This window comes from Sphingomonas sp. LR60 (genome assembly GCF_036855935.1).
In the GTDB taxonomy this organism is placed as follows: Bacteria; Pseudomonadota; Alphaproteobacteria; order Sphingomonadales; family Sphingomonadaceae; genus Sphingomonas.
Window position 1 is genome coordinate 619,037 of the sequence record NZ_JASPFK010000001.1, and the last position, 13,590, is coordinate 632,626.

At 66.7% G+C, this 13,590-nt stretch carries 12 protein-coding genes and 1 pseudogene; 5 read left to right on the forward strand and 8 right to left on the reverse strand.

Going from position 1 to position 13,590, the window contains the following annotated elements; translation table 11 throughout:
- Positions 1 to 47 precede the first annotated feature (47 nt).
- On the forward strand, positions 48 to 3,548 hold the full coding sequence (gene dnaE, locus QP166_RS02940) for a DNA polymerase III subunit alpha (RefSeq protein WP_333914552.1): 3,501 nt from the start codon (positions 48 to 50) through the stop codon (positions 3,546 to 3,548).
- Positions 3,549 to 3,574: 26 nt separating this feature from the next.
- On the opposite strand, the gene QP166_RS02945 is transcribed toward dnaE, so the two are convergent.
- Both QP166_RS02945 and QP166_RS18910 read right to left on the reverse strand, forming a co-directional pair.
- Positions 3,575 to 3,928, reverse strand: a complete 354-nt coding sequence (locus tag QP166_RS02945; protein ID WP_333914553.1) for a TetR-like C-terminal domain-containing protein — start codon at positions 3,926 to 3,928, stop codon at positions 3,575 to 3,577.
- Between the two features lie 61 nt (positions 3,929 to 3,989).
- Positions 3,990 to 4,115: pseudogene (locus tag QP166_RS18910) on the reverse strand (hypothetical protein); the annotation flags it as partial.
- A gap of 62 nt (positions 4,116 to 4,177) precedes the next feature.
- Between QP166_RS18910 and QP166_RS02950 the strand changes: the two are divergent.
- A complete protein-coding gene (locus QP166_RS02950) occupies positions 4,178 to 4,633 on the forward strand; it encodes a monooxygenase family protein (RefSeq protein WP_333914554.1) in 456 nt (151 codons plus the stop codon).
- Positions 4,634 to 4,746: 113 nt separating this feature from the next.
- On the opposite strand, the gene QP166_RS02955 is transcribed toward QP166_RS02950, so the two are convergent.
- The gene (locus QP166_RS02955; RefSeq protein ID WP_333914555.1) at positions 4,747 to 5,823 is read right to left on the reverse strand and encodes a PA0069 family radical SAM protein; all 1,077 of its coding nucleotides are present in this window, start codon (positions 5,821 to 5,823) and stop codon (positions 4,747 to 4,749) included.
- 56 nt (positions 5,824 to 5,879) lie between these two features.
- Here QP166_RS02955 and QP166_RS02960 point away from each other — a divergent pair, with 56 nt between their 5' ends.
- Entirely contained in the window at positions 5,880 to 6,212 is a 333-nt protein-coding gene (locus tag QP166_RS02960) for a VOC family protein (RefSeq protein WP_333914556.1), read from the forward strand.
- A gap of 113 nt (positions 6,213 to 6,325) precedes the next feature.
- Here QP166_RS02960 and moaB read toward each other — a convergent pair whose 3' ends face one another.
- The 4 genes from moaB to QP166_RS02980 form a co-directional block, all read right to left on the reverse strand.
- Positions 6,326 to 6,853, reverse strand: a complete 528-nt coding sequence (gene moaB, locus QP166_RS02965; protein ID WP_333917240.1) for a molybdenum cofactor biosynthesis protein B — start codon at positions 6,851 to 6,853, stop codon at positions 6,326 to 6,328.
- A gap of 175 nt (positions 6,854 to 7,028) precedes the next feature.
- Positions 7,029 to 8,672, reverse strand: a complete 1,644-nt coding sequence (locus QP166_RS02970) for a lytic transglycosylase domain-containing protein (protein WP_333914557.1) — start codon at positions 8,670 to 8,672, stop codon at positions 7,029 to 7,031.
- A 29-nt stretch (positions 8,673 to 8,701) separates the two neighbouring features.
- Complete coding sequence (locus QP166_RS02975; protein ID WP_333914558.1) at positions 8,702 to 8,857, reverse strand: hypothetical protein; 156 nt, start codon at positions 8,855 to 8,857, stop codon at positions 8,702 to 8,704.
- On the reverse strand, positions 8,854 to 9,591 hold the full coding sequence (locus QP166_RS02980; protein WP_333914559.1) for a uracil-DNA glycosylase family protein: 738 nt from the start codon (positions 9,589 to 9,591) through the stop codon (positions 8,854 to 8,856). The genes QP166_RS02975 and QP166_RS02980 overlap by 4 nt, the downstream gene beginning before the upstream one ends.
- 118 nt (positions 9,592 to 9,709) lie before the next feature.
- Between QP166_RS02980 and QP166_RS02985 the strand changes: the two genes are divergently transcribed.
- A complete protein-coding gene (locus QP166_RS02985) occupies positions 9,710 to 11,368 on the forward strand; it encodes an electron transfer flavoprotein-ubiquinone oxidoreductase (protein WP_333914560.1) in 1,659 nt (552 codons plus the stop codon).
- A 229-nt stretch (positions 11,369 to 11,597) separates the two neighbouring features.
- Here the strand turns inward: QP166_RS02985 and QP166_RS02990 are convergent, their stop codons facing one another.
- Positions 11,598 to 12,662 (reverse strand): GlxA family transcriptional regulator, encoded by a 1,065-nt coding sequence (locus tag QP166_RS02990; protein WP_333914561.1) that lies wholly within the window; start codon positions 12,660 to 12,662, stop codon positions 11,598 to 11,600.
- Between the two features lie 84 nt (positions 12,663 to 12,746).
- Here QP166_RS02990 and QP166_RS02995 point away from each other — a divergent pair, with 84 nt between their 5' ends.
- Positions 12,747 to 13,406, forward strand: coding sequence for an HD domain-containing protein (locus QP166_RS02995; RefSeq protein WP_333914562.1), 660 nt, complete (start codon positions 12,747 to 12,749; stop codon positions 13,404 to 13,406).
- Positions 13,407 to 13,590: the final 184 nt, after the last annotated feature.

Here is a 13,590-nt window from a genome sequence, read left to right on the forward strand (position 1 = left end):
GTCGACGGGGATGGTCGAGATCGGGTCATGGCGACTAGGTAAGGGCGATGCCGCATTCCGGGTTCGTGCCGCTCCGCATCTTTTCCAGCTACACCATGCTCGATGGCGCGATCGAGCCGAAGGCGATCGCCAAGCGCGCGGCGAAGCTCGGCTTCCCCGCCGCGGCGCTGACCGACCGCAATGGCCTCTATGCCGCGATGGCGTTTTCGGACGCGGCGATGGGCGCGGGCGTGCAGCCGGTGATCGGCACGATGCTGGGCGTCGCACGCCCCGACATGCCCGAAGGCATCGCGACCGCGACCGACTGGATCGCGCTCTATGCGCAGGACGAGACGGGCTACGACAATCTCTGCGCGCTGGTCAGTCATGCGCATCTCGATCGTCCGCTCGAACTCGCGCCGCATGTCGGCTTCGACTTGCTGGAGCGGCATTCCGCCGGGTTGATCGCGCTGACCGCCGGGGGCGAGGGCGGCGTGGCCCGGCTGTTTGCCGAGGACCAGCCCGATCGCGCCATGGCCTATGCCGACCGGCTGGCGGCGATCTTCGGCGACCGGCTGTATATCGAATTGTGCCGCCGCGACGACGCGATCGAGGACAAGGCCGAGCCGCTGCTGCTCGACCTCGCCTATGATCGCGGCTGGCCGCTCGTCGCCACCAATCCGTGCTGTTTCGAGGAAGCCGATTTCGGCGACGCGCATGACGCGATGCTGTGCATTGCTTCGTCGAGCTATGTCGAAAGCGAGGACCGCCCGCGCAGCTGCGGCCATGCATGGATGAAGCCCGCGATCGACATGGCGGCGCTGTTCGCCGACCTGCCCGAGGCGCTCGCCAACACGCTGATCGTCGCGCAACGCTGCGCGGTCGCTGCGCCGAAGCGCAAGCCGATCCTCCCCAGCCTCGCGGGTGACCGCGAGGGTGAGGCAGCGATGCTCCGCAACGACGCCGCCGCCGGTCTGGAGGCGCGGCTCGACCGGATCGAGGAACTCGGCGCGCAGCCCACCGACGATCCGAACTGGCGCGACGCCTATCGCGAGCGGCTGGCGTTCGAGGTCGACGTCATCATCCAGATGGGCTTCCCCGGCTATTTCCTGATCGTCGCCGACTTCATCAAATGGGCGAAGGATCACGACATTCCGGTCGGGCCGGGGCGTGGTTCGGGCGCTGGCTCGGTCGTCGCCTGGGCGCTGACGATCACCGATCTCGATCCGATGAAGCTGGGGCTGCTGTTCGAGCGCTTCCTCAATCCGGAACGCGTGTCGATGCCCGATTTCGACATCGACTTCTGCGAAACCCGGCGTGGCGAGGTCATCCGCTACGTTCAGGAGAAATACGGCCGCGATCAGGTCGCGCAGATCATCACCTTCGGAAAGCTGAAGGCGCGCGCGGTGCTCAAGGACACCGGGCGCGTGCTTCAGATGAGCTATGGCCAGATCGACCGGCTCGCCAAATTGGTGCCGAACCATCCGACCGACCCGTGGGACCTCAAGCGCGCGCTGAACGGCGTGCCGGAGATTGCGCGCGAATATTCCAACGATAATCAGGTCCGGCACCTCTGGGACCTTGCGACGAAACTGGAGGGGCTGCCACGCCACTCCTCGACGCACGCCGCGGGCGTGGTGATCGGCGACCGGCCGCTCGCGCAGCTCGTCCCGCTCTACCGCGATCCGCGTTCCGACATGCCGGTCACGCAGTTCGACATGAAATATGTCGAGGGCGCCGGGCTGGTAAAGTTCGACTTCCTCGGGCTCAAGACGCTGTCGGTGCTCAAGAAAGCGATCGAGCTGCTCGAGAAGCGCGACATCCACGTCGATCTCGACGCGCTGCACTGGGACGACGAGGGCGTCTACAAATTGCTCCAGCGCGGCGACACGGTCGGCGTGTTCCAGCTGGAATCGGAAGGGATGCGGCGCACGCTGTCGGCGGTGCGCCCGACCAATTTCGGCGACATCGTCGCGCTCGTCTCGCTCTATCGTCCCGGCCCGATGGACAACATCCCGTCGTTCGGTCGGCGTAAGCAGGGGACGGAGGAGATTACCTACCCCCACCCGCTGCTCGAGCCGATCCTGGCCGAGACCTATGGCATCTTCGTCTATCAGGAACAGGTGATGCAGGCCGCGCAGGTGCTGGCGGGCTACTCGCTCGGCGGCGCTGATCTGTTGCGGCGCGCGATGGGCAAGAAGATCAAGGCGGAGATGGACGCGCAGCGCGCCACCTTCGTCACCGGTTGCGCCGAGCACAACCAGATTCCCGCGCCCTACGCCAACCAGCTGTTCGACTTGATCGACAAGTTCGCCGGCTATGGCTTCAACAAGTCGCACGCCGCGGCCTATGCGTTGCTCGCGTACCAGACTGCGTGGCTGAAGGCGCATCACCCGGCGGAGTTCTTCGCGGCGTCGATGTGTTACGACCTCCACCTGACCGACAAACTGGCGATCTTCGTCGACGACGCGCGGCGGCTCGGCATCCCGCTGCTCCCGCCGTGCATCAACGGCAGCGTGGCGGAGTTCGACGTCCAGTTGAACGACGAAGGCCAGCCGGCGGTCCGCTACGCGCTCGCCGCGCTCAAGTCGGTCGGCGAGGGCGCGATGGAGAAGCTCTGCGAGGAGCGCAGCACCGCCGGGCCGTTCAAGAGGCTCGACGATCTCGCCGCGCGCGTCGATCCGCGGCTGCTCAACAAGCGCCAGCTCGAAACGCTGGCGGCGGGCGGTGCCTTCGACGGGCTGGAGCCCAACCGCGCGGGCATCCATGCCGTCGCCGAGACGGTGCTCGCGATCGCCGCGCGCACGCACGAGGGGCGGACAAGCGGGCAGGGCGGGCTGTTCGGCGACGATGCCGGCGCGGGCGACGCGATCAAGCTCCCCGCCAACGCGCGCTGGTCGCTCGCCGAGCGGATGGAGCAGGAAAAGGAGGCGTTCGGCTTCTATTTCTCCGCGCACCCGGTCGACCGCTATCGCCACCTCGCCAAGACGCACGGCGCGCGCACCTATGTGACGCTCGGCGAGTTGCAGATCGCCGACGGCGCGCGCGTGATGGCGACGATGGCGGTGCTGGTCGAGGAAGCGCGCTGGCGCACCTCGGCGCGCGGCAAGCGTTACATGATGGCGACGCTTTCCGACGCGACGGGGCAGTTCATGGCGACCTGTTTCGACGACGGCCCCGCCGCCGATCTCGAAGAGGCTGCCAAGAACGGCGGCTGCGGCCTCGCCACCGTCGAGCTGGACCGCCGCCCCGGCGAGGAAACGCCGCGTGTGACGGTCAAGTCGATCAAGCCGTTCGAAACGCTGGCCACCTCGACGCGCTTCGCGCTGGAGGTGCATGTCGCCGATGCGAGTGCGGTGGCGGGGCTCGCCGCGCTGATCGGCCCCTTGCGCGGCGCACGCGGCAAGGTGACGCTCAAGGTGCCGATCGGTGAGGGCGAGATCGCGACCGTGATCCTCGACCGCGACTTCGCGCTCGACGCCGAACTGGCGGAGCGGATCGAGACGCTGCCCGGCGTGACCAAGGTCGACTTCGAGGTCGAGGAAACCCGCCTGCGGTCGGTGGGATAGTCAGCGCGAGGCGATGGGCGATCAGCCTAGCGCGCCCCCGCCACGATCCCCGCGACATACGTCCGCAACACCGCGCGCACCTGCGCAGGCTCCAGCGTCAGGCCGCCATCCAGCGCCAGCGTCGCCATGCCATGCACGATCGCCCAGCACCCCAGGGAAGCGACCGCATCCTCCGCACCGACCAGCGCCGCGACGCGGCCGGTGAGGATCGCGAACGCCGGCGCGTCGGGCTGCTTCGGGGCGGCCGCGCCGCGGGCGAACATCGCGCGAAACAGCGCCGGATGCGCGCACGCGAAGTCGACATAGGCCGCCCCCTGCGCCACCAGCCGCTCGGCATCGCTGCCCTCGGCATCCGCAGCCGACAACGCATCGAGAAACATCGCGAGATCCGCGCTCGGCAACCGCCGCGAGCAACGCCGCCTTGTCCGCGAAGTGCCGATACGGCGCCATTGCCGACACCCCCGCGGCGCGCGCCAGCGCGCGGATACCCGGCTCGGCTTCCCCAGCCTCCAGCATCGCGATCGCATGATCGAGCAAGGTGTCGCGCAAACCTGCCGTCGGAACCATAAGCTGTTTACACCGTATACATGCCGAACTATGTGTACGGTGTAAGCAGCGGAGCGACGATCATGCAAGCCAGCGATGCGAAGAGGATGACGGTCGATCTCGCCGAGTGGCCGGATTTGGTCGTGGTGATGCTCGGCTTCCGCGTCGGCAGCCTGCGCGGTTTGCCGTCGTTCCTGCGCATCGGTCGCGGCCTGCGGGAGATCGCGCAATCGCCGCCCGACGGGCTGCTCGCTGCGCATCAATGCCTGCACGGCTGGAACCATGTCGGCATCCGCCAATATTGGCGCGACCTCGAAAGTCTCGAAGCGTTCACCCGCTCGATGCCGCATGCCGGCTGGTGGAAGGATTTCCTAGCCGATCGCCACGGCAACGGCTTCTGGCACGAGGCCTATGCGGCACGCGGCGGGATGGAGGCGATCTACATCGACATGCCGCAGGCCACTGGCCTCGGCACCTTCGCCCCGGCGCTGCCTGCCCATGGGCGATTGCTGTCGAGCAGGGGGCGACTGGGACGTTAAGGCGTAGCATGCTGACTTCCCCGCTCCCGTCATTGCGAGCGTAGCGAAGCGGCCCGGGGCCGGAGCAAGGCGCCCTCGATTGCTCCGCTCCGCTGACAACGACGATCAAGCCGCTAAAATAACTCCCCCTGCGCGCCAGCCGGCTTGCGGAACAGATCGCACCGCAGGTCCAGCGCACGCCGCCGGTCGGGAAATCCCGCCTTGGTCCGCGCGATCCGAAAGCGCGTGCGCAGCAACTCCGCCCACGGCCCCTGACCCTTCATCCGCATTCCGAAGCGCGGGTCATTGTCCTTGCCACCCCGCAGCGACTGGATGATCGCCATGACCTTCCCCGCGCGATCGGGATAATGTTCGTCGAGCCACGCGCGAAACAGCGGCGCGACCTCCCACGGCAGCCGTACCGGAATGTACGACACGCCCAGCGCCCCCGCCGCTGCCGCGCGCGCGACGATCGTCTCGACCTCGCTGTCGGTGATCGCGGGGATCACCGGCGCCATGTTGACATAGGTCGGCACGCCTGCGTCGCTCAGCGCGCGCACCGCCGCCAGCCGCCGTTCGGGCGTGGTCGCGCGCGGCTCCAGCGTCATCGCGATGCGCGGATCGAGCGAGGTCACCGACATCGCCACCGCGACCAGCCCCTTGGCAGCCATCGGGCCGAGCAGATCGAGATCGCGCACCACCCGGTCGGACTTGGTGGTGATGACCAAAGGATGATCGCATGCCGCCAGCACCTCGATCAGCGCGCGCGTGATCCGCCATTCGCGCTCGATCGGCTGATAGGGATCGGTGTTCGTCCCCATCGCGATCGGCGCACAGGCATAGCCGGGCTTACGCAGCTCGGCGCGCAGCAACGTGGCGGCATCGGGCTTGGCGAACAGCTTGGTCTCGAAATCGAGCCCCGGCGACAGATCGTGGAAGGCATGGCTCGGCCGTGCGAAGCAATAGATGCAGCCATGTTCGCAGCCGCGATAGGCGTTGATCGAGCGATCGAACGGCACGTCGGGAGACTGGTTGCGCGAGATGATCGAGCGCGGATGCTCGACGGTGACGGTCGTGCGCACCGGCGGCGGCGCGCCGTCGATCAGCGTGCGCGCGTCGCGCCAGTCGTCATCCTCTTCCGCCTGCGGCAGATTGAAGCGCGCGCTCCGTGCATTGAGGGTCGCGCCGCGGTGAGGCCGTGGATTCGCCATTGCGCGAGGCTATCCGGCCGAATAGAACGTTACAAGAACAAACAGGGAGATTCGATGTGGCCCGCCTCTATTATCTCGAATTGCCGACCCGCGACCGTGCAGCGTCGAAAGGCTTCTATGCGCAGGCGTTCGGCTGGACCTTCACCGACTTCGGCCCGGATTATGCGGCGACGCTCAGCGGCGACACCGACGTCGGACTCGACGCCGCGGCGGATCGGATCGCCGCGCCTTTGCCGGTGATCGAGGTGGAGGATCTGGAGGCGGTACAGGATGCCGTCGAACGCGCAGGCGGGACGATCACCGTGCCGATCTTCGCCTTTCCGGGCGGACGGCGCTTCCACTTTCGCGATATCGACGGCCACGAGCTGGCGGCGTCGCAGGCGGGCTGAACTGGCGCTTGCCGGCATTACGAGCGTAGCGAAGCAATCCAGGGCGTCCTGATCCGGCGCTGGATTGCGTCGCTACGCTCGCGATGACGGATCGACCTGGGGTCGCACCGACCCTATCGCTCCATCAGCCGCGGCATCAATTCGACGAAATTGCACGGCCGGTGGCGGCTATCCAGTTGCGTCGACAGGATGCCGTCCCACGCGTCCTTCACCGCGCCGGTCGACCCCGGCAGCGCGAACACATAGGTTCCCCGCGCCACGCAGGCGCAGGCGCGGCTCTGCACCGTCGAGGTGCCGATCGTCTGGAAGCTCAGCCAGCGGAACAATTCGCCGAAGCCGGGGATCATCTTGTCCGCGACGCGCTCGACCGCCTCGGGTGTCACGTCGCGCCCGGTGACGCCGGTGCCGCCGGTGGTGATGATGCAATCGATCCGCGGATCGTCGATCCAGCGGTGGAGTTGCGCGATGATCGCGTCGACGTCGTCGCGCAGGATCGCGCGCTCGGCGAGAAGGTGCCCCGCGTTGAACAGGCGCTCGACCAACGTGTCGCCAGAGCGATCCTCCGCCAGCCCGCGCGTGTCGGACACGGTAAGGACCGCGATGCGGACGGGCAGGAAGGCGCGGCTTTCGTCGATCGGCATAGCGTCGAGGTAGCGGGGCGGGGCGGAGGCGTCCAGCGGGCCGCTCAAAGCAAATCGGACCCTGTCACTCACCCCGTTCGCCCTGAGCTTGTCGAAGGGCGTGCGACCGGGCACGTGCTTCGACAAGCTCAGCACGAACGGGAGGCATATGCTCCCGGACTAAAATCCCCCGCGCTCAGTTCGACTGGATCGGCGTCTGCACCCCGACGCTGGCGTTCACCGCCAGCGCGGTGTTCGGCGCAGGGTTCATCCGCACCGCGCTTGCCCCGGGCAGGCCGGGGAAGCGCGGCCACATGCCCTGCGCCAGCGCCGCACGGCTCGGGCTCTTCGCCTTGCCGCCCTGCGCCTCGTACATCCAGTAGTTGCGCAGCACCGTCACCACATAGCCGCGCGTCTCCCAATACGGGATGCTCTCGATATAGAGCAGCGGATCGCCGTTATCGTGGACCAGCGCGTTCCATTCGCCGACCGGCTTCGGCCCGGCATTATAGGCGGCGATCACCTTGGGCAGCAGCCCACCGGTCAGCCCCATGTCGCGCAGCTTCTCGATATGCCGCTGTCCGATATCGATATTGGTCGACGGCCGCGCCAGCGCATCCTGGTCGATCGTCAGTCCACGCTCGCGCATGTAATCGGTCGCGGCGGCGGGCATGATCTGCATGAGCCCGAATGCCCCCGCCGGGCTGCGCACCTTGTTGCGGAAACCCGATTCCTGCAGCGTGTGGGCGTAGACCAGCGCCTTGTCGATCCGCCACCCGGTGTCCGGCGTCCAGTTCGGCATCGGATAGCGCGTGTCAGCGGTAGCGACCGTGCCCTGCGGCAGATTGTGGGCCAGCCACACGGTCGTCGCGGGCAGGTTCAGCGATTCGCTGAAACGGACGAGGCTGGTGAACTCGGCCGGCGTGCCGATCCGTGCCTGTTGCCGCACCACGCGATCGGCATCGTCACTCTCGCCGATCTCGGCCAGCGCTGCGGCGACGCGGATGTTCGGACGCCGCTCTAACCGCGTCCAGTCCGCCGAGACCCGCTGCGGGCGCACGGCCGGCATCGCCAACCCCAGCGCTTGTCGCGCGAGCAGCCCATAGAAGGTCTCGCCATATTGCGCCGCGACCTTCAGCCGCGCCTCGACCTTGTCGGGCCGCCCGCACGCCATGTCGGCGCGCGCCGCCCAGAACAGGGCGGTGGCGCGCAGATCGATATCGGGGCTACGCGCCGCGACATTCTCGAACTCGGTCTGCGTCGTCGCGCAATCCTGCTGCCGCCACGCCGCCAGCGCCTGCGTCCAGCGCCCGTGGATCGCCCAGTCGCCACTACCCAGCGCGGCCTTCGCACCCATCGCGCGCGCCTGCGGGTCGAGCCCTTGCAGGAAATAGATCCACGCGATCCGTGCCTGCCACTCGGTCTGCGCCTCGGGCGACAGGCCGAAGGTGCTCTCCAGCAGCGTCTGCGCCTCTGCGCCCAGATCGGCCTTGACGAACGGCTGCATCTTCACCGCCAGATCGGCGGCGATCTGGTCGCTGGCGGTCGCCTTGGCGCGCACGCGGATCGGGGCGCCATCGTTCCAGATCAGCCGCTGCTGTTCGGGGAGGACGGGCAGGTCGCTGATCCCGCGCGCCTTCGCCACGCGCAGCAGCGCATCGCCCTGTGGCAGCTCGGGCGCCTCGGCCAGCAACCGCGCGACCGCCGCGCCGTCTGCCTTGGGCGAGCCCTTGGCAGTGTACAGCTCGGCACGCGCATAGGCGTGGAGCGGGCCGGTCGCCATGCCGTCGAGCGCGAGCTGCGCATCGGTCCAGCGCCCTTCATGGATCGCGGCGAACACCGCGCGATAGGCGCTCCGCTGCTCGGGGGTCAGCTGCGCCGGGATGCCGGCGTCTTCGCTCGCCGAGGGCGGCGGGGCAGGGGCGCGATCACCGGCAATCCGCCGCCGACCGGCGCGGCCTGTGCCGGCGCGATCAGCGCCATGGCGGTGGCGATCATCAGCCCGGAGGCATACGCAACTTTCACGATTCGACCTCCCCGGTCAGCAACAACAAATCCTTCCACGCTTCCGCCTTCGCCGCAGGCCGGTCGAGCAGGAAGCGCGGATGATGGCTCGCCACGACTTGCGTGACCCTGCCATTCTTATGGTTAAGTGTATGAAAACGACCGCGCGCATCGGCGACGTTCATCGTCAGGATCGCACGGCTGGCCGCATCGCCCATCACCAGCAACCGCTTCGGCGCGGCGAGCCCGACATGATGCCGCGCGATCTCGCCCAGCCGCGCCTCGGTCTCGCGCGGCACGCGACCGGTGGTCGGCCGCCGCACGCAGACCGAGGCGAGCGCGGTATCGGCACGCGAGCGCCCGATCGCGGCAAGCATCCGCTCGAACAGCCGTCCGACCTCGCCCTCCATCAGCAATTCGCGATCGTCGCGCTCCGGGCAGTCGACGAACACCATCAGCTCCGCGTCTGCCGGCCCGCTCGCCGCGATCGCGCCGCCGCCCCAGCGCGCTTCCGGCGCGGCCTCGCCGATCCGCCATGCCGCGAACGCCGTCGCATTCTCGGGCAGCGCGTCGCTGGCCGGCGCGACCTCGGCCACCGCCGGACGTACCGCCTGCCGCGCGGCGAGCTGCCGCGCCGCGCTGTCGAGCCACGCGAACCCGTCGTCGCCGACCACCACGTCGACCCCGGCATCGTGCCACCAGTCGAGCGCGCTGGCCGCCGCCTTCGTCCAGTCGAGATTCTGATCGGCCCCCATGGCGCCATAGGATGGAGAGTTGACGCGAAGGTCAACTTGCTGGCACCGCCGATGCCGACAGAACGTTGGCACGATACGACGAGCGCCCGGTGCGGGTGCGCGCGCAGGAGATGACGAAGTGAGCGACCGCGAATCCATGCCCTATGACGTGGTGATCGTCGGCGCCGGCCCGGCCGGGCTGTCGGCGGCGATCCGCCTCAAGCAGCTCGCCGCCGAACGCGATGCGGACCTCTCGGTCTGCGTGCTCGAAAAGGGCTCGGAGGTCGGCGCGCACATCCTGTCGGGCGCGGTGATCGACCCGCAGACGCTCGACGAATTGCTCCCGACGTGGCGCGACGACGGTTGCCCGCTCGCCGAGGTGCCGGTGACGCAGAACGTCCACTGGGTGCTGACCAAGGCGGGCAAGGTCAACCTCCCCCACCTGTGGACCCCGCCGTTCCTCCACAACAAGGGCACGTACACCGGCTCGCTCGCCAACCTGTGCCGCTGGCTCGCCGGCAAGGCCGAGGAGCTGGGCGTCGAGATCTTCCCCGGCTTCGCCGCCGCCGAGATCCTGTTCAACGAGGACGGCAGCGTGAAGGGCGTCGCGACCGGCGACATGGGCGTCGCGCGCGACGGCACGCACAAGGGCGACTATCAGCCCGGCCTCGAACTCCACGCCAAATACACCTTCTTCTCCGAGGGCTGCCGTGGGCACCTCTCCAAGGAACTGATGCGCATCTTCGACCTGCGCCGCGATTGCGATCCGCAGGTCTATGGCCTGGGCGTCAAGGAATTGTGGGACATCGACCCCGCGCTCCACGAACCCGGCAAGGTCGTCCACACGCAGGGCTGGCCGCTCAGCGAGCATGGCGGCAACGGCGGCGGCTGGATCTACCACCAGGCCGGCGGGCAGGTGTCGATCGGCTTCGTGACGTGGCTCAACTATTCCAACCCCTATGTCTCCCCGTTCCAGGAGATGCAGAAGTGGAAGACCCATCCGCAGGTCGCCGCGCTGCTCAAGGGCGGCAAGCGCGTCAGCTACGGCGCGCGCGCGATCAGCGACGGCGGGTTGCAGTCGATCCCGAAGCTGGTCTTCCCGGGCGGCGCGCTGATCGGCGACAGCGCCGGCTTCCTCAACGTGCCGCGCATCAAGGGCACCCACACCGCGATGAAGAGCGGGATGCTCGCCGCCGAGGCCGCGGTCGACGCGATCCTGTCGCAGCGCGGCGGCGACGAACTGGCCGCCTATCCGGAGGCGTTCGAGCGCAGCTGGGTCAAGAAGGAGCTGTCGATCGTCCGCAACGTCGTGCCGCTGGTCAAGAAGTTCGGCGACCTGCTCGGCTCGGGTCTGGCGGGCGTTACGATGTGGGCGGAATATGTCGGGCTCAAGATGCCGTTCACGCTGCATCATCACCCGGACCACGAGACCTTGTGGCGCAAGGATCTCGTCAAGAAGATCGACTATCCGAAGGCGGACGGCGTGCTGACCTTCGATCGCCTGTCGTCGGTGTTCCTGTCGAACACCAACCACGAGGAGGACCAGCCGGTCCACCTCACGCTCAAGGACCCGGACGTCCCGGTCGCCTACAACCTGCCGCTCTACGACGAACCGGCGCAGCGTTACTGCCCGGCGGGCGTGTACGAGATCGTCGGCGAGGAAACCGGCGACCCGAAGTTCGTCATCAACGCGCAGAATTGCGTCCACTGCAAGACGTGCGACATCAAGGACCCGACACAGAACATCAACTGGGTGGTGCCGGAAGGCGGCGGCGGTCCGAACTATCCGAACATGTGACCGACCGATCGTTGTCCCGGACCCGATCCGGGGCGATGCCCTGTTTTCGGCCGTGAAGCAAAGAGCACGAGCTCGGGAAAGAATAATCGGCAACGGATGGCAGGAAAGGCGGCCGTGCTGACCGCCTCGGCGCAATTACCCGCGGCTTCCTTCCTACAAGGGGTTCCGACCGGGAACAGCGGGCACTGCTGTTGAGGGATTCACGCACCCCTCCATTTCGCCGCACGATCTATGTCTCTTCAGGCGAAGCTACACGGAAGCTCTCCCGATAGCGGGCCGGGCTAACCTTCAATCGACGCTGAAAAGCGGCTCGCATTTGATCGGGGCTGGCAAAGCCAGTGTCAAACGCGATCGACTTCAACGGCGCATCTGTCGCTTCAAGGAGGTTGCGCGCCTGGTCGAGCCTTATGGCCTCAACGAACTCGTGCGGCGTTATCCCAAGCTCCGTGACAAAGAGGCGCGCAATACTGCGTACGCTCGTGCCAGCGATTTCGGCAAGGCGCGAGACGGGCAGTGGCTGGTGGTGGTGTGCTATGACATGGGCTTGCACGCGCCCGATCGGCGTATCCGGATCGGTGCGCCGCGTGAGCAAGGGGCTGAATTGAGATTGGCCGCCCTGTCTTTGCGCCACTACGACGAGCCGCTTGGCAGAGGCGAGCGCCAGCGCCTCGCCGTGATCTTCGCCGATCAGCGCCAAGGTCATGTCGATCCCTGCCGTTACGCCCGCCGATGTGACAAGTGCACCATCGCGCGCATAGATGCGGTCGCCGTCTATGTTGGCATTGGGGAACATTTCGGCCAGTTTGGCCGCATTCTGCCAGTGGGTCGTTGCTGTGCGTTGATCGAGCAAGCCGGCGTGTCCGAGCGTGAAAGCGCCCGTGCAAATCGAGCCGTAGCGTTCGGCCCGCACGGCCCACTGCTTTAGCCACGCGGATAGCCGGTAGTCGGGCGATGTGTCGGATAGCGCCGGTCCGCCGGCGACCAACACGATGTCGAAGCGGCGCGGTGCTTGTTCCAGTGTCAGGTCGGGGACTATGGTCATGCCGTTGGAGGCACGCACCGGCTCTGCAGACGTGGCAAGGAGCTGGCACGAATAGCCGTCGTCTGCACCCAAGAGCGCTGTGGCCTCGGTAAACACATCCAACGGGCCTGCCACGTCCAGCGCCTGTACGCCATCGTGGATAATGACTGCCACGTCCTTCATCATGATCAAATTGCGTCGCGCCTTCTGGCTGCCGGATATGAACGCCGATTGGCAGAAAATCACTGTGACGTCCAATTGCTGCCATGTCATGCAGCTGCGAAATCGGCCGCGTCAACCGCGCCCTTTCTGTTGTGCCCACACGGGCTGGCCGGGCGCTTGGATGGAGTACCGACCGTGACGAAAACGTCTTGCGCGAACCCGACCATCGCTGGCGTCGCTGTGCCCGATAGTAAGTTTGGCCGGGCGATCACGGAGTTCGTCCGCGACACCGAGAGCGATCTCCTCTTCAATCATTCGAGCCGGGTGTTTTACTTCGGCGCAATCGCAGGCCGACAACGCGGACTGACCTTCAACTCGGAGCTGCTCTACGCCGCCACCATGTTCCACGACATTGGCTTGATGTCATCGTACAGTAGCCCGGATCTTCGCTTTGAGGTCGATGGCGCCAACGCCGCGCGCGCCTTCCTCTTGGGCTGGAAGATCGACCCGGCGGACATCGAGAAGGTTTGGGCCGCGATCGCCCTCCATACTACGCCGGGTGTGCCCGAGTTTATGCATCCAGTAATCGCGCTCACCACCGCTGGCGTCGAGATGGACGTGTTGGGCCTAACCTACGACCAATATGAGGATGACGTCCGCAACGCAGTGGTCGAGGCCTTTCCACGCACTCCCAACTTCAAGGAAGACATAATCCAAGCATTTTATGAAGGTATCAGGCAAAAACCTGACACCACCTTCGGTAACGTCAAAGCCGATGTCATTGCCGATAAGGAACCGCACTACCATCGCGGCAATTTCTGTTCGGTCATACGTGGTTCGCACTGGAAAGCGTGACATCGTCGGGCCGGCGGCTGGTAAGCTCGTTCTTCAAAAAGTCGGCCTGATTGAGACCGGAGAAAGCGTTCTGCGTCCCGTTTCCACATTTCAATACCCGGAAAGCGACAACTAAACTTTCGGCTAAGGCCCTCGGCGAGCCCTGAGACAAAGCACTCCACTCCCCAAACCCAGCCATTCGCAT